Source organism: Amycolatopsis sp. NPDC003861 (genome assembly GCF_053605405.1).
Genome location: NZ_JBSGJD010000004.1, coordinates 75,982 through 97,379 on the forward strand (window position 1 = coordinate 75,982; position 21,398 = coordinate 97,379).

20 protein-coding genes are annotated in these 21,398 nt (G+C 67.7%); 15 read left to right on the forward strand and 5 right to left on the reverse strand.

Annotated elements, in window-relative coordinates; genetic code table 11:
* Nucleotide 1: 1 nt before the first annotated feature.
* Together ACWEVN_RS02325 and ACWEVN_RS02330 are read left to right on the forward strand one after the other, a co-directional pair.
* The gene (locus tag ACWEVN_RS02325) at nt 2–949 is read left to right on the forward strand and encodes an alpha-E domain-containing protein (protein WP_449685288.1); all 948 of its coding nucleotides are present in this window, start codon (nt 2–4) and stop codon (nt 947–949) included.
* A complete protein-coding gene (locus ACWEVN_RS02330) occupies nt 946–1,788 on the forward strand; it encodes a transglutaminase family protein (RefSeq protein WP_310969622.1) in 843 nt (280 codons plus the stop codon). Before ACWEVN_RS02325 ends, ACWEVN_RS02330 begins: the two co-directional genes overlap by 4 nt.
* On the opposite strand, the gene ACWEVN_RS02335 is transcribed toward ACWEVN_RS02330, so the two are convergent.
* The gene (locus tag ACWEVN_RS02335) at nt 1,785–2,783 is read right to left on the reverse strand and encodes a hypothetical protein (protein WP_452049923.1); all 999 of its coding nucleotides are present in this window, start codon (nt 2,781–2,783) and stop codon (nt 1,785–1,787) included. The genes ACWEVN_RS02330 and ACWEVN_RS02335 overlap by 4 nt on opposite strands.
* 81 nt (nt 2,784–2,864) lie before the next feature.
* Here ACWEVN_RS02335 and ACWEVN_RS02340 point away from each other — a divergent pair, with 81 nt between their 5' ends.
* Entirely contained in the window at nt 2,865–3,425 is a 561-nt protein-coding gene (locus ACWEVN_RS02340; RefSeq protein ID WP_452049924.1) for a TetR/AcrR family transcriptional regulator, read from the forward strand.
* On the opposite strand, the gene ACWEVN_RS02345 is transcribed toward ACWEVN_RS02340, so the two are convergent.
* Nucleotides 3,422–4,840 (reverse strand): M20/M25/M40 family metallo-hydrolase, encoded by a 1,419-nt coding sequence (locus ACWEVN_RS02345; protein WP_449683936.1) that lies wholly within the window; start codon nt 4,838–4,840, stop codon nt 3,422–3,424. The two genes, ACWEVN_RS02340 and ACWEVN_RS02345, sit on opposite strands and share 4 nt — an antisense overlap.
* A 372-nt stretch (nt 4,841–5,212) precedes the next feature.
* Here ACWEVN_RS02345 and pdhA point away from each other — a divergent pair, with 372 nt between their 5' ends.
* The 5 genes from pdhA to ACWEVN_RS02370 all read left to right on the forward strand — a co-directional run bounded on the left by pdhA (nt 5,213) and on the right by ACWEVN_RS02370 (nt 11,454).
* Nucleotides 5,213–6,418 carry a pyruvate dehydrogenase (acetyl-transferring) E1 component subunit alpha gene (gene pdhA / locus ACWEVN_RS02350; protein ID WP_310969626.1) on the forward strand — a complete coding sequence of 402 codons (1,206 nt, stop codon included), beginning with the start codon at nt 5,213–5,215 and terminating at the stop codon, nt 6,416–6,418.
* The gene (locus ACWEVN_RS02355; RefSeq protein ID WP_449677812.1) at nt 6,418–7,410 is read left to right on the forward strand and encodes an alpha-ketoacid dehydrogenase subunit beta; all 993 of its coding nucleotides are present in this window, start codon (nt 6,418–6,420) and stop codon (nt 7,408–7,410) included. Before pdhA ends, ACWEVN_RS02355 begins: the two co-directional genes overlap by 1 nt.
* 16 nt (nt 7,411–7,426) lie before the next feature.
* Nucleotides 7,427–8,779, forward strand: coding sequence for a dihydrolipoamide acetyltransferase family protein (locus ACWEVN_RS02360; RefSeq protein ID WP_452049925.1), 1,353 nt, complete (start codon nt 7,427–7,429; stop codon nt 8,777–8,779).
* 123 nt (nt 8,780–8,902) lie between these two features.
* Nucleotides 8,903–9,487 (forward strand): TetR/AcrR family transcriptional regulator, encoded by a 585-nt coding sequence (locus tag ACWEVN_RS02365; RefSeq protein ID WP_449683938.1) that lies wholly within the window; start codon nt 8,903–8,905, stop codon nt 9,485–9,487.
* Nucleotides 9,488–9,507: 20 nt separating this feature from the next.
* Nucleotides 9,508–11,454: an ABC transporter ATP-binding protein gene (locus ACWEVN_RS02370; RefSeq protein ID WP_310969629.1), complete on the forward strand. Its 1,947-nt coding sequence runs from the start codon at nt 9,508–9,510 to the stop codon at nt 11,452–11,454.
* Here the strand turns inward: ACWEVN_RS02370 and ACWEVN_RS02375 are convergent.
* Nucleotides 11,451–12,347, reverse strand: a complete 897-nt coding sequence (locus ACWEVN_RS02375; RefSeq protein ID WP_452049926.1) for a quinone oxidoreductase family protein — start codon at nt 12,345–12,347, stop codon at nt 11,451–11,453. The genes ACWEVN_RS02370 and ACWEVN_RS02375 overlap by 4 nt on opposite strands.
* An 80-nt stretch (nt 12,348–12,427) precedes the next feature.
* Here ACWEVN_RS02375 and ACWEVN_RS02380 point away from each other — a divergent pair, with 80 nt between their 5' ends.
* Nucleotides 12,428–12,979: a TetR/AcrR family transcriptional regulator gene (locus ACWEVN_RS02380; RefSeq protein ID WP_452049927.1), complete on the forward strand. Its 552-nt coding sequence runs from the start codon at nt 12,428–12,430 to the stop codon at nt 12,977–12,979.
* 102 nt (nt 12,980–13,081) lie between these two features.
* On the forward strand, nt 13,082–14,248 hold the full coding sequence (locus ACWEVN_RS02385) for a DNA cytosine methyltransferase (protein ID WP_452049928.1): 1,167 nt from the start codon (nt 13,082–13,084) through the stop codon (nt 14,246–14,248).
* 47 nt (nt 14,249–14,295) lie between these two features.
* Here ACWEVN_RS02385 and ACWEVN_RS02390 read toward each other — a convergent pair whose 3' ends face one another.
* Nucleotides 14,296–15,078: a hypothetical protein gene (locus tag ACWEVN_RS02390; protein WP_452049929.1), complete on the reverse strand. Its 783-nt coding sequence runs from the start codon at nt 15,076–15,078 to the stop codon at nt 14,296–14,298.
* Between the two features lie 119 nt (nt 15,079–15,197).
* Entirely contained in the window at nt 15,198–16,157 is a 960-nt protein-coding gene (locus ACWEVN_RS02395) for a NaeI family type II restriction endonuclease (protein WP_452049930.1), read from the reverse strand.
* Nucleotides 16,158–16,353: 196 nt separating this feature from the next.
* Here ACWEVN_RS02395 and ACWEVN_RS02400 point away from each other — a divergent pair, with 196 nt between their 5' ends.
* From ACWEVN_RS02400 to ACWEVN_RS02420, 5 genes are all read left to right on the forward strand, one after another.
* Entirely contained in the window at nt 16,354–16,821 is a 468-nt protein-coding gene (locus tag ACWEVN_RS02400; protein WP_452049931.1) for an FxsA family protein, read from the forward strand.
* 57 nt (nt 16,822–16,878) lie between these two features.
* Nucleotides 16,879–17,307 (forward strand): very short patch repair endonuclease, encoded by a 429-nt coding sequence (locus ACWEVN_RS02405; RefSeq protein ID WP_452049932.1) that lies wholly within the window; start codon nt 16,879–16,881, stop codon nt 17,305–17,307.
* Between the two features lie 121 nt (nt 17,308–17,428).
* Nucleotides 17,429–19,525: a helix-turn-helix transcriptional regulator gene (locus tag ACWEVN_RS02410; RefSeq protein WP_452049933.1), complete on the forward strand. Its 2,097-nt coding sequence runs from the start codon at nt 17,429–17,431 to the stop codon at nt 19,523–19,525.
* Nucleotides 19,522–20,502, forward strand: coding sequence for a hypothetical protein (locus ACWEVN_RS02415; RefSeq protein WP_452049934.1), 981 nt, complete (start codon nt 19,522–19,524; stop codon nt 20,500–20,502). The genes ACWEVN_RS02410 and ACWEVN_RS02415 overlap by 4 nt, the downstream gene beginning before the upstream one ends.
* On the forward strand, nt 20,499–21,380 hold the full coding sequence (locus ACWEVN_RS02420; protein ID WP_452049935.1) for a DUF6339 family protein: 882 nt from the start codon (nt 20,499–20,501) through the stop codon (nt 21,378–21,380). The genes ACWEVN_RS02415 and ACWEVN_RS02420 overlap by 4 nt, the downstream gene beginning before the upstream one ends.
* The last annotated feature ends 18 nt before the right edge of the window (nt 21,381–21,398 follow it).

Consider the following 21,398-nt stretch of genomic DNA (forward strand, 5'->3'; position numbering starts at 1 on the left):
CATGCTGGCACGCAACGCGGAGTCGCTGTACTGGATCGGCCGGTACGTCGAACGCGCCGACGACACCTCCCGCATCCTCAACGTCTCGGTCCACCAGCTGCTCGAAGACGCGACCGTCGACCCGGACCACGCGAGCCGCCAGCTCCTGGCCGTCCTCGGCATCGACCCGGCGGGCACGGAGTCCCTCGACGTGTGGAAGCTGACCGAGCTGGTCGCGTACGGGAAGGACAACCCCGCGTCGATCGTCGGCTCGATCAACTCGGCGCGCGAGAACACGCGCGGCGCCCGCGAAGTCGTCTCGACCGAACTGTGGGAATGCCTGAACGCGACCTGGAACGCGGTGCCCGACCGGCAGCGCTACGCCCGGCGCGCCGGCCCGCACGCGTTCCTGTCGTTCGTCGAGGAGCGCGCGGCGATGTTCGCCGGCCTCGCCGACTCGACGATGTCGCGCGACGACGGCTGGCTGTTCATGGTGCTCGGCCGCTCGATCGAACGCGCCGACATGGTGGTGCGGCTGCTGCTGTCCCGGGTCGCCGACCGCGCGTCCTCCCCGGGCTGGATCACGGTGCTGCGCTCGGCCGGCGCGCAGGACACCTACCTGCGGACCTACCGGGGCGCGCTGGACGCCGGCCGCGTCGTCCAGTTCCTGTTGCGGGACACGCTGTTCCCGCGCTCGGTGTTCCACGCGCTGCGGCAGGCCGAGGAGTGCCTCCAGCGGCTCGACCCGGGCGGCGGCTCGCGCAGCAACGAGAAGTCGGAGGCGCTGCGGCAGCTCGGCCGGGCCCGCAGCGAACTGGAGTTCCTCCGCCCGTCGGACCTGCTGACCGACCTGCCGCGGCGGCTCGGCGCGTTGCAGACGACGATCCGGGAGATCGGGGAAGCGGTGTCGTTGCAGTACTTCAGCACGTCGCCGTGGGTGGCGTGGAGCGGTGCGGAGGTTTCGCTGTGACGTGGCAGCTGCGGGTGGCGCACCGGACGGGCTACCGGTACGCGACACCGGCGACGCAGTCGTACAACGAGGCCCGGCTGACCCCGCGCTCGGACCGCCGCCAGACGACGGTCGCGACGCGCATCGAGACGACGCCGGCCACCCGGGCCTACCGGTACACGGACTACTGGGGCACGGTCGTGACGTCGTTCGACCTCCACGCGCCGCACACCGAGTTCACCGTGCTGGCGACCTCGGTCGTCGAGACGGCCGACGAAGCGGAGCCGATCCGCACGGCGTCGTGGAAGGACCTGCGGTCCGAGACGGTGATCGACCACCGCACCGAGTACCTGACCCCGACCGACTACACCCCGCGAGACGTCACGCTGGCGCGCGAGGCCCGTTCACTGCGGACGGGCCTCGACCCGGCGGACGCGGTGCTGGCGGTGTGCGAGTGGGTGAACAAGCAGCTCAAGTACCAGCCGGGCACCACCGGCGTCCACTCGACGGCGACGGACGCCTGGCAGGCACGCGAAGGCGTGTGCCAGGACTTCGCGCACGTGACGCTGGTGATGCTGCGCGCGATCGGCATCCCGGCGCGGTACGTGTCGGGCTACCTCCACACGAAGCCGGACGCGAAGCTCGGTGAGGTGGTCGAAGGCGAGTCCCACGCGTGGGTCGACGTCTGGACCGGCGGCTGGTGGGCGTACGACCCGACGAACGCGATCCCGGTCGGCCCGCGCCACGTGTGGGTGGCGATGGGCCGGGACTACGCGGACGTGGCGCCGTTGAAAGGGATCTTCACCGGCGGCGGCCAGTCCACTTTGGACGTCTCGGTGCACCTGACCCGGCTGGCCTAGAGGAAGGTCCCGCCCGCGGCTTCGGCCAGGCCGGCCCCGAACGCCGCGGCCGGGGTGTGGGCGCCGGGCTTGCCGTCACCGCGGGCGAGCCTGGCGGCCGTCTCGGCGACGACCGCCGCCGTGAAGTCCATGCCCTCGCCCGCGCGGAGCCAGCCTTCGCGCGTCGTGCCGTCCGGCCAGGTGACGACCGCGTGGCCCCAGGAGTGCGTGCGCGGGCGCGGAGCGGGCTTCGAGCGGATCGCGGCGAGCCGCCGGACGGCGAACCGGCGCACGACCGGGATCGCCACCAGCCGGCCGAGCAGCGGCACCAGCGCCCGGACCACCGGCGACACCGGCGCGAGTCCGGAGTAGACCGTGACGTCCGGCGTGCCGCTCGCGCGCTGGGCGGCGATCACCTCGCCCGAGGACGCCCCCGCCGCCGTCACCGACTCGCCGTCCGGCAGGGCGATGGTTCTGGGGGCCGCGCCGGGCTTGGCCCTGGTCAGGGCGTCGACGATGCTGGCGGCCAGCGCGACCCCCACGGCGCCTTCCTCGACGGCGACGGACGCCAGCGCGTCGACCCGCACCGCGGCCGGCGTCGGCTGTCCTTCGCACAGCTTCACCACGACAGCTTCGGTGGCCAGGACGCCGAAGCCGACCCCGGTCAGGAAGGTGCTGCCGCCGGCCCGGGCCTCTTCGTGCAGGTCGAGCAGCCGGGAGACGGCGACGAGGTCCGCGGCCAGGTCGAGGTAGTGGCCCCCGGGCAGGCACGCGCGGGCGATCGCGGGAGCCGTCGCCGCGTACTCGCCGATCGTGTTGATGACGACCGCCGGCCGTTGCCGCCGGATTTCCGCCGCGATGGCGTCGGCCCCGTCGGCGACGACGAACTTCCCGCCGAGCGCCTCGAGCCGTGCCCGGTCGCGCCCGACCAGCACGGCCGGCAGCCCGCGTGCGGTCAGTGCGGCGGTGACGGCCCGGCCGGTGCGGCCCGCTGCGCCGAGAACCCAGATCTCCACGGTTTCCTCCAGTGACGTCTCAGTGTGTCATCACCGAGGCTAGCATGTGATGACACACTGAGACGTCGGTTAGGCTGAACCGTGGCCAGATGGGATCCCGGGACCGCGGACCGGCTGCGGAAAGCCGCGCTGGAGCTGTACGCCGAGCACGGCTACGACGCCGTGACGATCACGCAGATCGCCGAGCGCGCCGGGATCACGCGCCGCTCGTACTTCCGCTACTTCCCCGACAAGCGCGAAGTCCTCTTCGCCGGCGCGGAACAGCTGCCGCCCGCGGTCGCCGAAGCGGTGCTCGCCGCCGAAGAAGGCGAGTCACCGCTTCGGACCGCGCTCACCGCGCTGGCCGAGGTCGGCACGCGGGTCACGCAGCTCGTCGACCCGTCACCGGAACGCCGGACGGTCATCGCGGCGACGCCCGAACTCCGCGAACGCGAGCGGAGCAAGGCCGCCGCGATCACGGCCGCGATCCGGGACGCCCTCGAACGCCGGGGCACCGCGCCCGAGCTGGCGAAACCGGCAGCCCAGATCGCGGCGATCATCCTCGGCGACGCCTTCGACCGCTGGATCGACTCGGGCGGCGCCCACGACTTCCCGGCCTACCTCGACGCGGCCGCCGAAGCGTTCCGGGAGGCTTGCCGCTAGCCGCGCGCGTGGGCGTCCAGGATGTGCGCGACGGCCTCGGTGACCTGCTGCGCGTAGTCCAGGTGCAGCCACTCGTCCGGCACGTGGATGTTCGAGTCGGCTCCGCACGCGCCCGTCACCAGGAACTGCGCCTCTGGGAACTTCCGCGAGAGCAGGCCCATGAACGGAATCGAGCCGCCCATGCCGGTGGCGCGGTGGGGGCGGCCGAAGACCTCGTCGCTGACCGTGCGCAGGGCCGTCGTCAGCCACGGCGACTCCGTCGGCGCGTTCCAGCCGTTCTCCGCCTGCGGCGAGCCGAGCGTCACCTTCGCGCCGTACGGGACGTCCGTGGTCAGGGCGCGCTTCACGGCTTCGAGCGCCTTCTCGGCGTCGGCCGTCGGCGGGAGGCGGAAGCTCAGCGTCAACGTCGTGCTCTCACGCAGGACGTTGCCGGCGTCGGCGGGCTTCGGGAAGCCGTCAGCACCGATCACCGACAGCGTCGGGCGCCACGCGTTGTTGAGCATCAGCTCCAGCGCGTCCTCGGTGATCACGCGACCACCCTCGACCAGCGGGAACGCCTTCGCCAGCGCCTCCGGGAAGTCCTGCGAGACGGCCTTGAGCTCGGAGAGCCGGTTCGCCGGGACGTCGACCTTGAGCTCGTCCAGCAGCAGTTCGCCGGTCGCGCTGTCCTCGAGGCGTTCGATCAGGTGACGCAGGATCCGGAACGAGCTCGCGACGACACCCGACGCGATGCCCGAGTGCTGCGCCGAACCCAGCAGCTGCACGGTGACGTCGAGGTGCAGCATCCCGCGCAGGCTCGTGACCAGCCACAACCGCTCGTAGTCGCTGCCGCCGGCGTCGAGGCAGATCACCAGCGACACCTCGCCGATCCGGTCGGCCAGGTGCTCGACGTAGGCGGGCAGGTCCGGGCTGCCGGACTCCTCGCCGGTCTCCAGCAGCAGCACGATGCGGGCGTGCTCGCCGCCGGCCGCGTGCACGGCTTCGATCGCCGTCGTCGCCGCGTAGCCGGAGTAGCCGTCGTCGACGGACCCGCGGCCGTACAGCCGGCCGTCGCGGATCACCGGGGTCCACGGGCCGAGGCCCTCGGACCAGCCGCCGACCGGGGGCTGCTTGTCGAGGTGGCCGTACATCAGGACGGTGCCCTTGTCCGCCGCGCCCGGAGTCGCCGGGACGTCGACGAGCAGCAGCGGGGTCCGGTCTTCGAGCTGGACGACCTCGAGGGTGGCGCCCGGCAGGTCCCGCCCGGCGATCCACGCGCGGACGTGGTCGACGGCGGCGGCGAGGTGGCCGCTGTTCGCCCAGTCGGCGTCGAAGGCCGGGGACAAGGCGGGGATCGCCACCAGTCCGGACAGGCTCGGGATGACGTCGCCGGTCCACGACGCCACTACGGATTCACGCACGGTTTTCTGCTCCACCCGGCCCATCGTGCCACGGGGGTCCGACAGTGCGGCACGTCACAACGCCGCCTTACGCCTCGTGAGTGGTAAGGCGGGTTAGAACGCGCCTTACCACTCACGAGCCTGGTGAGCGGGGCGGCCAAGTCCCTACTCTCGTAGGTCCGATGCTCGGGCTTCCTAGCGTTTCCCCTGTTCAGGGCCCCTTTCTCAGCAACAAATCAGCAACCGCGTCTCACCAAAGCGCGGACCTTCGTGCCAGGATGTCGGCGTGAACCGTCAACGCCGACGGTGACCGAGCGCTTCGGACCCGATGCGCTGGTCCCCGCCGGTGCAGTCGCTGTGGTCGCCACAAGCGGCCGCCAGAGGCACCGACACCGAGGAGTACTGCGCATGCCGTCCGAACAGTGGACGCACCCGGAGCCCGGAGACGGGCCGGCCGCCGTCGCGGCCCAGCCGTCCCCCGAGCAGGTGATCGCCGGATTGCGGGCAACCAGCGAAGGTGGCGCTGAGCTGACTCAGCTGCTCACCCCCGAAGGCGAACGGGTTCCCTCGCCCCAGTTCGACAAGTACGTCGAGGACGTCGACGCCGAAGCACTCCGCGGCCTCTACCGCGACATGGTGCTGGTCCGGCGGGCCGACCGCGAGGCCAACGCCATGCAGCGCCAGGGCCAGCTCGGCATCTGGGTCCCGCTGCTCGGCCAGGAGGCCGCGCAGATCGGCTCCGGCCGCGCGCTGAAGGCCCACGACATGGCGTTCCCCAGCTACCGCGAGCACGGCGTCGCGTACGCGCGCGGGGTCGACATGAAGGACCTGCTCGGCATCTTCCGGTGCACCGACCACAGCGGCTGGGACTACCGGCAGCACGGTTTCCACCCGTACACCATCGTGATCGGCAACCAGGTGCTCAACGCCGCCGGCTACGCGATGGGCCAGAAGTTCGAGGGCAAGGTCGGTGACGACGACGGCGAAGCGACCATCGTCTACTTCGGCGACGGCGCCACTTCGCAGGGTGACGTCCACGAGGGCTTCGTCTGGGCCGCCGTCTACGACGCCCCGCTCGTCTTCTTCTGCCAGAACAACCAGTGGGCCATCTCGGAGCCGACCGAGCGCCAGTCGCGCCTGCCGCTGTACCAGCGCGCCCGCGGCTACGGCTTCCCCGGCATCCGCGTCGACGGCAACGACGTCCTGGCCTGCCTGGCGGTGTCGCGCTGGGCGCTCGACGAGTGCCGGCACGGCAACGGCCCGGTGCTGATCGAGGCGTTCACCTACCGGATGGACGCGCACACGACGACCGACGACCCCACCCGCTACCGGCTCTCCGACGAGCTGGAGGAGTGGAAGCTCAAGGACCCGATCGAGCGCGTCCGCGCGTACCTGGCCCGCGGCGGCTACGCCGACCAGGCGTTCTTCGACAGCGTCCAGGCCGAGGCGGACACGTTCGCCGCCGACCTGCGCGAGTACACGTTCAACATGCCCGAGCCACCGCCGGAGCGGATCTTCAGCAACGTCTACGCCGAGGGCAACCCGGTGCTGGACGCGCAGCGCGAAGAGTTCCTGTCCTACCTCGACGGCTTCGTATCGGCGGGTGAGCACTGATGTCCGACCTCCAGAAACTCACCATCGGCAAGGCCCTCAACCTCGGTCTGCGCCGCGCGATGGAAGAGGACCCGAAGGTCCTGATCATGGGCGAGGACGTCGGCAAGCTCGGCGGCGTCTTCCGGATCACCGACGGCCTGCAGAAGGACTTCGGCGAGCAGCGCGTGCTGGACACGCCGCTCGCGGAGTCGGGCATCATCGGCACCGCGGTCGGCCTGGCCGTGCGCGGCTTCCGGCCGGTCTGCGAGATCCAGTTCGAGGGCTTCATCTTCCCGGGCTTCGACCAGATTTCTTCGCAGCTGGCGAAGCTGCACTACCGGACGCAGGGCAAGATCAAGATGCCGGTCGTGATCCGGGTGCCGTTCGGCGGCGGGATCGGCGCGGTCGAGCACCACTCGGAGTCGCCGGAGTCGCTCTTCGCGCACATCCCGGGCCTCAAGGTCGTGTCCATTTCGAACGCCGTCGACGCCTACTGGGGCATCCAGGAGGCGATCAAGTCGGACGACCCGGTGCTGTTCTTCGAGCCGAAGCGGCTGTACCACTCGGGTGCGCTGCGGGCCGAAATCGACGTCACCGGCACCCCGGTTCCGGCGTTCTCCTCGCAGGTGGTGCGCGAAGGCACGACGGCGACGGTCGTGGCGTACGGCCCGTCGGTGAAGGTCGCCCTCGACGCGGCCGCCGCGGCCGAGGACGAAGGCAAGTCCCTCGAGGTCATCGACCTGCGCACGCTCTCGCCGCTGGACCTCGGCCCGGTGTTCGAGTCGGTGCGCAAGACCGGACGGCTGATCGCGCTGTCGGAGGCGCCTTCGGAGTCGTCGCTGACGTCGGAGATCGCCGCGCGCGTCCAGCAGGAGTGCTTCTACTCGCTGGAAGCGCCCGTCCTCCGGGTGACCGGGTTCGACACGCCGTACCCGCCGGCCAAGCTCGAGGAGCACTACCTCCCCGACCTGGACCGGGTGCTGCACGCCGTCGACCGCTCGCTCGCCTGGTAAGGGGGATTTCCGCGCAATGCCCACGTACAAGCAATTCCCCCTGGCCGACACGGCGGAGGGGCTGACCGAAGCCGACATCCTGTCCTGGCACGTGAAGCCGGGCGACACGGTGACGGTGAACCAGATCGTGGTCGAGATCGAGACCGCGAAGGCCGCCGTGGAGCTGCCGATCCCGTGGGCCGGGGTCGTCACGGAGCTGCACGTCGAGCCGGGCCAGACGGTGGAGGTCGGGACGCCGATCCTCACCATCGACGTCGACCCCGGTGGCGCCGCGGCGCCCGCTCCGGCCGCTGCCGCTCCGGCTCCCGCCGAGGAAGAGGAGATGAAGCCGCTGGTCGGCTACGGCTCCAAGGCCGTGGTCACGCAGCGGCGGGCTCGCAAGAGCCCCAATGTGGCGTTGGGTGCATCCAACGCACCGAACGCCACATTGGGTGCGTCCAACGCAACCAACGCCACATTGGGGCGCTCGCCCCAGCCGTCCCCGCAGCCGGTTGCTCCGCGTGGTGGGTATGTCCCGCTGGCGAAGCCGCCGGTGCGGAAGCTGGCGAAGGAGCTCGGCGTCGACCTGCACGCGCTGACCGGCAGCGCCGAGGGTGGCGTGATCACCCGCGACGACGTCGAGCGGGCTGCCAACGGAACTCCGGTCGTCACGGCCGTTGCGGACAACGGGTCCCGCGAGCGGCGCGTGCCGATCAAGGGCGTCCGGAAGATGACCGCGGCCGCGATGGTGCAGAGCGCGTACACCGCCCCGCACGTCACGGAGTTCCTGACCATCGACGTCACGCTGATGATGGAGTTCCGCGAGAAGCTGAAGAAGTCGCGGGAGTTCGCCGGGGTCAAGGTCACGCCGCTGACGTTCGCCGCGAAGGCCGTGTGCCTGGCGGCGAAGCGGACGCCGGACGTCAACGCCGTCTGGGACGAAGCGGCGCAGGAGATCGTCTACAAGGACTACGTCCACCTCGGGATCGCCGCGGCCACCCCGCGCGGCCTGATCGTGCCGAAGGTCCGGGACGCCGGCTCGATGTCGCTGAAGGAGCTGGCTCAGGCGCTGACGGCCCTGACCGACACCGCCCGCGAGGGCAAGACGTCACCGGCGGACATGGCGAACGGCACGATCACGATCACGAACGTCGGCGTGTTCGGCGTCGACACCGGAACGCCGATCATCAACCCGGGCGAGTCCGCGATCCTGTGCCTCGGCGCGATCAAGGACCAGCCGTGGGTGGTGGACGGCGAGATCAAGGTCCGCAAGGTCCTCCAGCTGTCGCTGAGCTTCGACCACCGAGTGGTCGACGGCCAGCAGGGCTCGGAGTTCCTCGCCGACGTCGGCGCCCTCCTGGCCGACCCGGCGATGGCCATGACGTACTGAGTTTCCTCAGGTGAGGGCCGCCTTCGGGCGGCCTTCACTTTTACCCATTTGACGGAGTGAGCACTCACTCCGCACACTGGTCGCATGACACCAGCACCCGAGACCCGGCGCAGAGCGCCGAGCATGAGCGCCGAAGACCGGCGCGCCATGATCGTGCACGCGGTGCTGCCGCTCCTGATGGAGCACGGCACCGGCGTCACGACCAGCCAGATCGCCCGCGCCGCCGGCATCGGCGAGGGCACCATCTTCCGCGCGTTCAAGGACAAGGACGAGCTGTTCGACGCCTGCACCGCCGAGGTGCTGCGCCCCGACCACGTCCTCGACGCGATCGCCGAAATCCCCATCGAGCAGCCACTGGCGGATCGGCTCGTCGAGGCCGCCGAAGCGCTCGGCGCCCACTTCGAGCGGATGGGCGCGCTGATGGGCGCCCTGCACGCGTCCGGCCGCGTCCGGCACCGCGATCCCGAGCAGCGCCTGAAGAACCGCACGATGAAGGGTGGCCGCAGCGAGTCGATGGCCGCCATGCGCGGCGCGATCACCGAGCTGTTCGAACCCGAGAAGGACCGGCTGCGGCTGGCCCCCGAGCAGCTGGCCGCACTGTTCCTGACTCTGCTGTTCGGCGGCCGGCGGATGGCTTCGGACGAGAACGCCGCCACCACGCGCCAGGTGGTCGACGTCTTCCTGCACGGCGCCGTGGAGGCTCGGTGATCCCGGGCGGTGGGGGCGGCATGGAGTTCATGCTGGCCCGGCGCGGCCGGCGCCGGCACGCCGTCACGGTGCCGGAAAGCGGGCTCACCGGGCCCGTCGACATTCCCGAACCGAAGCAGGACGACCAGCCGAAGGACCTGCGCTCGCGGCTGCGGCGCGCGAAGACGTCGGTGGCGGGCACGGTCCGCGGCCTGCCGAAGGTCGTCAAGCTGACCTGGCAGGCCAGCCCGGTCCTGACGATCCTCCTGGCGCTGATCACGCTGCTGTCCGGGCTCCTGCCGACGGTGACCGCGTACGTCGCGAAGCTGCTGCTCGACGCCGTCGTCGCGGCGATCCAGGGCAAGGGGACCACGGGCGACATCGTGAACGTCGCGCTGTTCCAGTTCGGCGTGCTCGCCGCGACCGCGATCAGCAGCGCGCTGACGTCGATCGCGCAGTCACTGCTGCAGGAGCGCATGACGCTGACCATCCGCCACCAGGTGATGGCGCACGCGAGCGAGCTGCACCTCGCGTACTTCGAGGGGTCGGCGTCCTACGACATGCTGCGCCAGGCCGCGCAGGAAGCGCCGACGCGGCCGCTGTCGATGATGAACTCCGCGCTGGGGCTCGTGCGGACGCTGATCACGTTCGGCAGCATGATCGCGCTGCTCGTCGCGATCAGCCCGCTGCTGGCGCTGGTCGCGCTGGTGGCACCGATCCCGGCGTTCATCTCGCAGTCCAAGTACGGCTCGCGCGCGTTCTGGCTGACGTTCCTGATGTCGCCGATCAAGCGGCGGATGGACTACCTGTCTTCGCTGGTCACGACGGACACGTACGCCAAGGAGACGAAGCTGTTCGGGCTCGGCCCGTACTTCGTCGACCGCTTCCGGCGGCTGGGCGTGGTCTCGTACGAGCGGCAGCGGAAGCTGACGATCAACCGCAACGTCAGCTCGACGGCTTGGGGCCTGCTGAGCACGCTCGCGGGCTCGGCGATCGCGCTGTACATCGCCCTGGAGGCGGTCGGCGGCCGGCTCACCCTGGGCGACCTGGCGTTGTACACGGCCGCGGCGACGTCCGTACAGACGTCGGTGTCCGGGCTGTTCACGGCGTTTTCCGGGATGTACGAGAACAACCTGTACCTGGACACGCTGTACCGGTTCCTGGACACGAAGCCGGAGATCACGGCGCCCGCGGCACCCCGGCCGTTCCCGTCCGTTGTGGACGGTCACATCGAGTTCGATTCGGTGACCTTCGCCTACCCGGGTTCGGACGAGCCGGCACTGGAGGACGTCAGCTTCGAGATCCGCCCGGGCGAGACGGTGGCGGTGGTCGGCCGCAACGGCGCGGGCAAGTCGACGCTGTTCAAGCTGCTGTGCCGGCTGTACGACCCGACCGGCGGCGTCATCCGCCTCGACGGTGTCGACATCCGCGAGTACGACCCGGTCGAGCTGCGCGCGCGGATCAGCGCGATGTTCCAGGACTACGTGACGTACCAAGGAACTGCGGCGGAGAACATCGGTTTGGGCGAACTCTCCCGGCTGGAGGATCGGCCGCACATCGAGGATTCGGCCCGCCGGGCCGGAGCGGACGAGCGCATCGAGCGGCTGCCGCAGGGCTACGACAGCCCGTTGGGTCGTTGGTTCGACCAGGGCGTCTCGCTGTCCGGCGGGGAGTGGCAGAAGATCGCGCTGGCTCGGGCGTTCCAGCGGGAGGCGCCGATCCTGATCCTCGACGAGCCGACGTCGGCGTTGGACGCGCAGGCCGAACACGACCTGTTCTCGCGGTTGCGTTCGCTGTCCGAGGGGCGGACGACGCTGTACATCTCGCACCGGTTCTCGACCGTCCGGCAGGCGGAGCGAATTCTGCTGCTGGACCACGGGAAGGTGGCCGAGTACGGGACCCACGAGGAGCTGATGGCGGCGAAGGCGGGGTACGCCGAGCTGTTCACGCTGCAGGCGCGGGCGTACTTGGACGAGGTGCCGAGCTAGGGGATGAGCACGACCTTGCCGACCCCTTCGCGGCTCTCGACGCGCGCGTGCGCGGCGGCGACGTCGGCGAGGGGGTAGGTGCGGTCGATGACCGGGGTCAGCGTGCCGTCCGCGACCAGGCCGAGTGCCTCGGCGCGGACGGCCGCGACCCGCTTGCCGTAGGCGTCCGGTCCGCCGAAGCCGATCAGGGTGAGGCCGCGGGCGATCAGGCCGGCGACGGGGAAGGTCGGGAATTCGCCGCTGAGCAGGCCGTAGGCGAGGATCCGGCCGTGCGGCGCGAGTTTCGCGAGGAGCTCGGCCGCGCGCGGGCCGCCGATCGACTCGAAGACGACGTCGATGCCGTCGGGGACCTGTTGCCGCCAGTCCGGGTCGTCGTGGTCGATGTCGGCTTTCCCCTTGCCGGCGGTCGTGACGACCCGGGCGCCTCTTTGTGCGGCCAGCCGCGCCAAGTACCCGCCGATCGCCCCGGACGCGGCTTCGACCAGCACGGTCTCGCCGGCTTCGAGGTCCGCGGTCTTGATCAAAGCGAGCGCCACGGAGGCCGGCACAGCGGCGGCGACGGCCTGCTCGGGCGTGAGCTCGTCCGGCACGAGCGTGTATTGGCTAGCGGCGACGACCTCGGCGTACGCACCCCCGGTGAAGGACACGGTGACGACCCGGCGTCCGCGCAGCGTTTCGTCATCGGCCTCGACGACGATTCCGACGGCCTCGTGCCCGAAGATCGCCGGCGGACCGGCCGGGAGCACCCCGGATCGCAGCTGCGTCTCGTAGAACGGCACCCCGATGGCCTCGGTCTTGATGAGGACTTCGCCGGCTTTCCGCGTCGGTTCGGGCCGGTCCTCGACCTTGAGCACTTCCGGGCCACCCGTGCCGTACTGCACCACCGCGCGCATCCGCGCCCCCTAACTGGACCGTCAGTCAACTTACGGTGGCCTACTATATGGACCGCCGGTCAACTTGTCGAGGAGTAGTCATGGAGCGCGCCGACGCGGCCCGGAACCGCCGCGCGATCCTGCGCGCGACGGAGGAGCTGTTGTCCTCCCACGAGTTGTCCGAGGTGTCGATGGACCGCGTCGCAGCGGCGGCCGGCGTCGGCAAGGGAACGGTGTTCCACCGCTTCGGCAACCGCGAAGGCCTGATGCGCGCGCTGGTGGAATCGCGAATCGAATCGCTGTCTCTCGCCGTGGCTTCGGGACCGCCGCCGCTGGGCCCGGGCGCGCCCCCCGCTGCGCGCTTGGCGGCGTTCTTCGACGCGGTGATCGAGCTGGTCACGCGCAACGTCAAGGTGATGGCGGCGTTCGAGCAGGCGTCGTCGGACCGGCTGAACAGCCCGATCTACCTGGCGTGGCACGCGCACGTGTCAGGGCTGATCGCGTCGGCGTCGCCGTCCCTCGATGCGGACCTGATCGCGCACCTGCTGCTGGGCTCGCTGCACAGCGATCTGATGGTGCGGTTTTTGCGCACCGGCGAGACGGATCGGCTGGCCGCGGGGTTGCGGTCGATGGTTTCGACGTTGCTCAGGTGAGCTGGGCACACTTGGGCGGGCGGCGTTGCGGTGGCGACCCGCACAGGCCTGATCGCTGGTCAATGCGGAGAAATGTCAGAGAACTCGACTAACCTGCGAGCCGTGGGCACAGCACCGTTCAAGATGATCGACCTGTTCGCCGGCTGTGGCGGCATGACATCGGGCTTCATCGCCGCAAAGGGCTTCAAGCCCGTGATGTCGGTCGAGTTCGACCTGCACGCCGCAGCGACTTACGCGGCAAATTTCGGTGAGGCACACACCCGCTACGCAGACATCGCCACCATTCCGAACGATCAGATCCCACTCGTGGACTTGATCATCGGAGGCCCTCCCTGCCAAGGCTTCTCGAACCTCGGCTCGCGAAACGTTCACGATCCACGGAACAAACTCTGGAAGGAATACATCCGCTTCGTGCAGCACGCCAAACCGAAGGTCTTCGTCATCGAGAACGTCGACAGATTCTTCTCTTCGAGCGAGTTCGCCCTCCTCCAGGCCGAGGCGGCTCCGGGTGGGCTGCTCGAGGATTACGAACTGACATCAGGTTTTCTGCTCGCAGCGGACTTCGGCGTACCGCAGCGTCGCAAGCGAACCATCGTGATCGGGTCGAAGGTGGGCCGGATTCCTCTGCCGTCGCCGACCCATGCGCGCCCCGACACCAGTGGCGGCATGCCGAAGTGGCACACGACTCGTGACGTACTGACCGGCCTGCCGGAGAAGCCGGGCACGACCGAGTTGCCCTCATCCCGCGTCGAGTTCTTCGCCGAAGAAATCCCGGGAATTTTCAAGAGCTCGGACCTGCACATCGGACGCAACCCGGTGGCACGCTCACTGGAGCGCTACAGCCATATTCCTCCGGGTGGCGGCCGGTTCGACCTACCCGAACACTTGCTGCCCAAGTGTTGGCGCGAGAAGAAAACGGGCACCACCGACGTCATGGGGCGCATGAGGTGGGACATGCCGTCACTTACGATTCGCACCGAGTTCTTCAAGCCCGAGAAGGGTCAATACCTGCATCCGCAGTGGGAGTCGGGACCGAACGGCCATCGCGTCGATCGACCCGTCACCCACTGGGAGGCAGCGCGCCTCCAGAGTTTCCCCGACGACTTCCAGTGGTGCGGAACAAAGCTGCAGGTTGCGAAGCAGATCGGCAACGCCGTGCCACCAATGCTGGCCGAGGCGATCGCACAGCACCTGAAGCCGTATTTGCGCGAATCGACGAGCCGAGTGCGCAAATTCAGCCATTGCCGCCTGTGCCGACACAATCGGTAAGGAACTTCACCGAAAGAGCAGTCGACTCCGACAGACCTGGCGCCGAACTATTTACGTGCCGCGACCAGTTTAGCCTTGGCCTTTTCCAGCGCAGAATCGGAAGAAAGATGAACGCAGCCCCATTTTTCCGCTTTGTCCAGTTCGATGTCGACAAACCGAAAAGAAGGCACGGAACCGGCCAGTAAATCCTTCACACGATCTTTCCTACCCTGCGGGTCGAATCCTTTCTCACGTCGAAAATTTTCGTTGGCGACCCAAATACTGATAACCGCGTCACCCATCCAGCCGTCAATCCTGAACAACGCGTCGGCGAGTGGATGAGATCGCACATCAAACCCATTTTCGCGCAGATAAACCAGCATATGCACTTCTCGAAGAAAACTGTAGTAGGCGTTTCCAAAACGCCACCTCAACGCGTCGCGGGCAAGCTTCTCCGAAACGCCGCCCGCCAACCTTTCAGCCTTGTGCCACCGAGTCGCGATTCCAATCAGCGAGTTGCCCTCATCGGAATAAAAAAGGAAATGATAAAAATTCTGCCAGGTTGGCAACGAGCGTCGGGTCTCGAGATAGTGGTGCATAATATGCGTGAACGCAAACTCGGGAAACCAGTTCCGCGTCTCAACGACGCTTTCCGCTTCTTTTCTCTTGACCAGGCCGAGCGCGTGCTCCGTAGCGTCACAGACTTTCTTCACGTCAGCCAGAGTCAACTGATATAGATACCTCGTCTCGTGTTTCATCACCAGCTCGACGACGCGTGAACGAGACCGGTCATTAATCCAATCAGTGTATTTCTGCTCCATGGCAGGCGTGACCTTGAAGGTGGAGATCACGCAGTCTGCCGTCGTCAGAAGAGGCGAGAACGAACCTTCGTCGGTAGAAATCGGCTCGCTGTCACACATTCGTTACCCAATCGACGCGTGCCGGCAACTCTCTGCGAAATACACCAGCGCTAATAGGCTATGGTCGGCGCCTTGACCGGAGGATCCGCGGAGCGAGCAACCGCGTAAACGCCTTCCGGCAAGGTAACCGTCGGCCGGTCGACAGTGTCATCATCGACCCGAGCGAGCCGAATCGAAAGAAAGGTTCCCTTGACCGGGACAGGGAGGCTGAGCGACCTGGCAACCTTCGGGCTCTGATTCTGGTGCCCGAGAACGACGATGCCTTCATCGGAAAGTCGCCGTCGCGCATCTCGGCACCGCTTGAGCCCGTCGGCCTGACGGGCGACAGTGACCGCCGTATTGCGATCTATGATTCGCCCCTGCACACTGCGGAGCAATCTGTTGATTCGTTCCTGCCCGGACGAGGGGCTGACGATGGTCTCGACCTGCTTCGCAGGCAAGGACAGGAGTAGATTGCCAGGCAGTTTCTCTTGGCGTGCCAGCCAGACTATCCCTTCCTTGGCCGCGGGCGTGATCGTGGTTTTTTTGTCTCGGTTGAGACCCGCATTGAGACCCTCTGCGGTGATACGGATCAACCCGGCATCGAACGTGCCCTTTCGATCATTCGCCGACGTCAACAAACACAGATGTCCGACAGCTTCGCCGGGGATTGACCAGGACCCACGCATGGAAAACTTCGAATCAACCTCGTGACCTTTGACGGAATAGTCCATTTGCTTGCCGCGAGGAAGCTCAAAAGCCGCCCGGATGACGATCTCGACCTTGGTACCCAGATAGGTCTTCTCGGTTTTGTCTGCCTGCTCTATATCGTACCGTCCGGTGCGCTGACCATCGAGCACCTCGTCGATGGACTGACGAAGGATCGCTCCGAAAGTCTCTCGCAAAACCGGGTTTCGGCGAAACCACTCGGCGACCTCATCGAGCTCGTCGTCCCCCGACGCCTCAGACGCAGGCCGGGTGTCGACTTCAGGGGCGAGGATCGACTCGAGCTGGAAAAGACCGTCGGGCACCACTCGACCGTAGCCGGTTTCACCCCGATCGGGTGAGCTGTTTCACCAATGTGACACCATTTGGACTACAAACACAGAGCACAGTCACTCGACTACAGTGAGCAACTGGCTGCGTGGTGGAGGTTCACTCGGCGTGACGATTCGCGCCGAGTCCAGGACTCGGGAGCAAGTCGGGCAGGCCGTTCGTTGTACGGGTATGGCTATCGCGTTCCTGCTGTACGTCTTCGCCGAGATCGCCGCAATCTGGGCGGTGGGCTCGGCGGTCGGGGCTCTCGGCACGCTGGCCCTCCTGCTGGCCGGCGCGTTTCTTGGCTCTTGGCTGGCCCGCAGAGAGGGGGGCAAGGCCATGAGGGCGTTCGTGGAGTCGGCTCGGTTGGGACGGCCGGCGGAGAAGGAGCTGACCGACGGCATGCTGATCGGACTCGGCGGGGTGTTGATCCTTGTACCGGGGTTCGTGAGTGACGTTTTGGGGTTGTTGCTGATCCTCCCGCCCACGCGCGCGGTGGCGCGGCGGCTGTGGCTGCGACGACTGGAGAGGCGAGCCGTTCGGTCTGCGAACCGGCGGCGAGGGCCGGTGATGGTGGTGGACAGCGAGGTGGTTCCGGAGACGGCCCGCCAATCCGATCAGCCGACGGTGATCGAAGGCCGGGTCATCGACGGCTGAGGACCGAAACCGTCACGCAAGGCCGCCGGTTCACCCGAGCGGCATCCGCGCGCCAGAATGTCGGGCGTGAAGCCGCTGGAGACGACGCCCCAGACCCGCGATCGAATGAGCCGCCAGAAGTCGCGGAACACCCAGGTCGAACTTGCCCTGCGCAAAGCTCTCCACGCAGCCGGGCTGCGATACAGGATCCATCGACGTCCCGTGTCGGGCGTCCGCCGAGAAGCCGACATCATCTTCGTCGGCGCCAAGGTTGCCGTCTTCGTCGATGGTTGCTTCTGGCACGGCTGTCCAGACCATGCGACCTGGCCGAAGAACAACGCCGAGTTCTGGCAAGCCAAGATCGAAGACAATCGACGACGCGACCTTGACACCAACGCACGCCTCGCCGAAGCCGGTTGGCTCGCCGTGCGGGTTTGGGAGCACGAAGCGGCCGATGCGGCCGCTTGCCGGATTCGCCGTGCCGTAACCGGCAGGCAGCCTCGCTAGCCGGTCCACTCCCTCGACTGTCTACTGAATTTTGACATGTCTGGCCATGTCAAAATTCAGCTGATAGGGTCGCGCTTGTTCCACCACCCGGGACACCCGCGCCACCGAAGGAGTACCGAGGATGAGCCCGCAACGGAGGGAGCTGTTCGGCTCCTGGTTGGCGCGCCAACTTCGGCAGGCCAACCTGACCCAGGCCCAGCTCGCCGAACGAATCCCGATCACCAGGGCCGCGGTCTCCGCCTGGGTCAACAACCGCGCCGAACCTCGCCCCGAGACCCAGCGGAAGATCGCCGAAATCCTCGGTACCGACTCGGCGTCGGTCTACAACCGCACCGACGTAGCACCCACGATGCCGCTGCGGTGGCACCATCGGCCGGCACACCTCGACGGCGGGCGTGAGTACGGGAACGCCGCGGCCTTCGCGTTCGACGCCGACCTGTCGGTGCTTGCCCGCGAGGCCACGCAGAACTCGCTCGACGAGCGGCTCGACCCGACCAAGCCGGTCCGCGTGCGATACACGCTGGAAGAGCTGACCGGAGAGCACCTCGACGCCTTCCTCAAGGCGATACAGTGGCACAAGCTTCGGGTGCACTACGACCGAGCGGCCGCCGCCGAGCAGAAGGTCTCGCGGAGCTTGCAAGCCGCCTTGGCCGAACTCGACGAAAAGAAGACTCTGACCCTTCTCCGAGTCGACGACTACAACGCATCCGGCCTCACCGGAAGCGAGTACGACGACGGTCGGTACGCCGCGGTGGTCCGCCGCCAGCTGGACAGCCACAAGGAGTCCGGCAAGCGAGCCGGTGGATCGTACGGACTCGGCAAGGTCACGCTCTGGACGACGAGCCGGCTCAGCCTGGTCCTGATGAACTCGACGTTGTCCCAGCCGTATGAAGGCCGCACCGAACGGCGCGTCGTCGGACGACTCGACCTGCCCTGGCGCACGGTCGACGGAGAGGCATACGCGGGGCCCGGCTGGTTCGGACAACCCGACACGGAACCGAACCACAAGACCGTCTCCCGCTCTTGGTGGGCCGATCCGCAGACCGTCCAAGATCTTCACCTGGACCGGCTCACGGACGAACCGGGAACCTCTTTCCTGATAGTCGGGGCCCACGACGCCTCGGGGACGACCGAGTCCTTGCAGGAGATGCACGAAAAGCTGGTCAGCGCCCTGGCCGACGGCTTCTGGGCCGCCATGATCGGGGGACGCAAAGAGGGGCCCCTGCTGGAAGCCAGCGTTGTCACCCTGCGAAACGGCCGCGTCTTCATCGAAGAAGAGCGAGTCGACCCACGCGAATCCCACGCTGCCCTGAGCCGGGCGTTTCAGGCGTACCTCGACGACGAGACCGTCGACGAACTGACGTCCGGCAACCAGGTTGCCCGCGCCGACGTCCGACTCGTCGTACCGCCCCGTCGAGGAGAATCCGGCGGGCAGAAGAAGGGCAGGGAGCACCTGGCTGTTCTGCTCCTCACCACCGCCGAGGACGACGACGAGTCCGCCAACCAAGTCGTCTACATGCGAGGCACTCGGATGACGATCATGAAGCGGCGACCCCGCGATCTTCCGCTCGGTGCGACACGATTCCACGCGGTCCTGCTCGCCGGATCGGCCACCGACCGGAAGGCGGACGACGTCGACTTCGCCGAACAGTTTCTTCGAGCATCCGAACCCCCCGAACACGATCGGTGGGAACACACCGAGGAGCTGACCTCGGTGTACGCGAGGGGAGCAGTAAGCCGACTGCGCGAATTCCGTGTCGAAATCGAGGACGCGGTCCGCAGGCTCGTCGGTCGTCGCGTCACCAGCTCGGAAGGTGGCCCCGCGACGTTGCGGGAGCTGCTGAAGCTCGACGGGTTAGGTCCCCGTGGGGTTCACCGAACCCAGAATGTCCCTACCGTGCGCAACATCCGAGGGCACGTTGACGGCACCGGCGCCTGGAACGTCTGGGTCGATCTGAAGCTGCCGGAGGCCGATGATCCGTGGTTGCTGACACCTGTGGCGAAGTTCGACGTGCGATCGGGGGGCAAGCCCGCGGTCGAGTGGAAAGAGCTGGCTGCCGCCGAGAACTGCCACGAGGAGAACGGCAATCTCGTCGTCGAGCCGGGCGTGCGGTCGGCGACCTTCTCCGGCGTCACCGATCCATCGAGTCACCCCGTGTCGGGCACGCTCGCCCGTTTGGTCGTCGACATCCAGAAAGCGCGTGGAGGTGCGGCGTGAAGCCGATCTTCCCCTACCCGACCCTGTTCGGGGCGGTGGACTTCGAAGTCGCGGCCGTCACGGTCGACGGCAGGGACCTGCCGTACTCCCGCGTGTCCAAGCCGGAGCGCACCGTGGCGCTCCACGAGACCGGACGCGACGAATGGGATGTCGCCCGAATCGAACTGAAGGCATCGCTGCCCTCGGCGGAAATCGCCGACGGCCCTTGGTCCGACATCGACTGCTTGGCGGTGCTTTCGGAGACGGTGACCAACGCACGCAGCGTTGCCAAGCTGACACCCGGTCACAACGGCGAATGGCACGGGACCATCGAGTTGGTCCACGACCGTCACTTCAACCGGGCCGTCTTGGCACTGACCGTGGTGGCCGAAGTCGACGGTGTGCGGGGACGCATGATCGGCGCCCCGGACATCGACTGGTACATCGATCTCAAGGCGGCAACGCCTCGACGTCAGCATGAGATCGCGATCGTGCAAACGGACTTCCGCGAGGGGCCGGAAGAGTGGCTACGGCCGTTCAAGGACTCGCTGTGGATCGTCGAAACGGTCGCCGACACACCGACCGTCTACCTGAACACCACCGCCGTGGAAGGGGTGATCGAAGTGCTCAACGGCACGGGCGGTTCGCCGATGGAGAAGCTCCTGCGCGACCTGACCTCGAGCCAGATCGCCCAGGACGTGTGGACGGCGATGTTCCACGCCGCGACCAGCGAACTCGATGTCGATGACGACGGCACGCCGATCATGCCGACCGGCTGGCGGGACCCCGTCCTCCGCATGATGTTGCCGGATGTGCTGCCCGGCAGGCAGCTCACCGACGCGCTGTTCGACATCGACGACCGTCGCGTCAGTGGCTCCGGGTGGTCCGAGCTACAGACGAACATCCAGTACGCGGCGGGCAAGCGCAGCCAGGTGACCAAGAAGCTGACCAACGCCGTCCGGGCCGTCCACCGCCAGGAAAAGGACGGCGTCCGGTGACTGACGCACCTGCCGTGAATTTTCCCGCCGTCCTCGGTCACCTGTCCGACGCGGCCGTCACGAAGTACCTCAGCCGCGGTATGCAGGCAGGGCAGGAAACGCCACCTCAGACGGCTCTACGGAAAGTCGCCGTAGCTCTGCCGGATCATGATCTCCGGTGGCGGACGGCGCCGGTGCGTGAGCTCGTCGAGGAGGCCATGAGCCGCTTCGAGGACCGAGCCGACCAGGCCGATGCCTGGCTCGCACCGCGCCTGCACGCGACGTTGCGGATGACCCGTGCCGAGGCCGCGGAGAAGGGCCTTTGGAACTACCTCGCCATGCTCGTCGCACCCGATTACGTGGTGTGGCGCCACAAGGGAGCGGAGATCGCAAAAACCACGCGCTTCTGTGGGCTGCACTATGTGCAGGCGTTCGCCCGGCTGTGGTGGGCCGCAGAGCTGTTTCGCGACGGTGCCGATTACGGGCCCGTCGAGACCGTCTTCGTCTACCAGGACACACCGAACAGCATCATGCGGTCCGATGTGATCGATCACCGTCCGACCGCGGCGGCGATGCTGAGGGTGATCCGGCGACTCGCCGACGACAACGTGTCCAGGGGCTCGGACCACGTCAACGCGCTGTCCAAAGCGGTCAACGCGGCCGGCAGCACGCTGGTGTTCGACGTCTTGGCGCCGGAAAGCCCGGCCGATGGCGACGCGCTTCGCAGCTGGATCGCCGATTCCGCCTCCATGCCCCCGGTTCCCTGGGATCGGCTGCCCGACGGCCCTGAAGATGGCGCTGTCGACCCGAATTCCGTCGACGCCTTGGTGCCGCTGTTCGAGAAGCTCCTGTCGGAAGCGCCACTTCGAGACAGGTCGAAGCGGACAGAACCCGACTAGTCCGCGAGCCATCCGAAC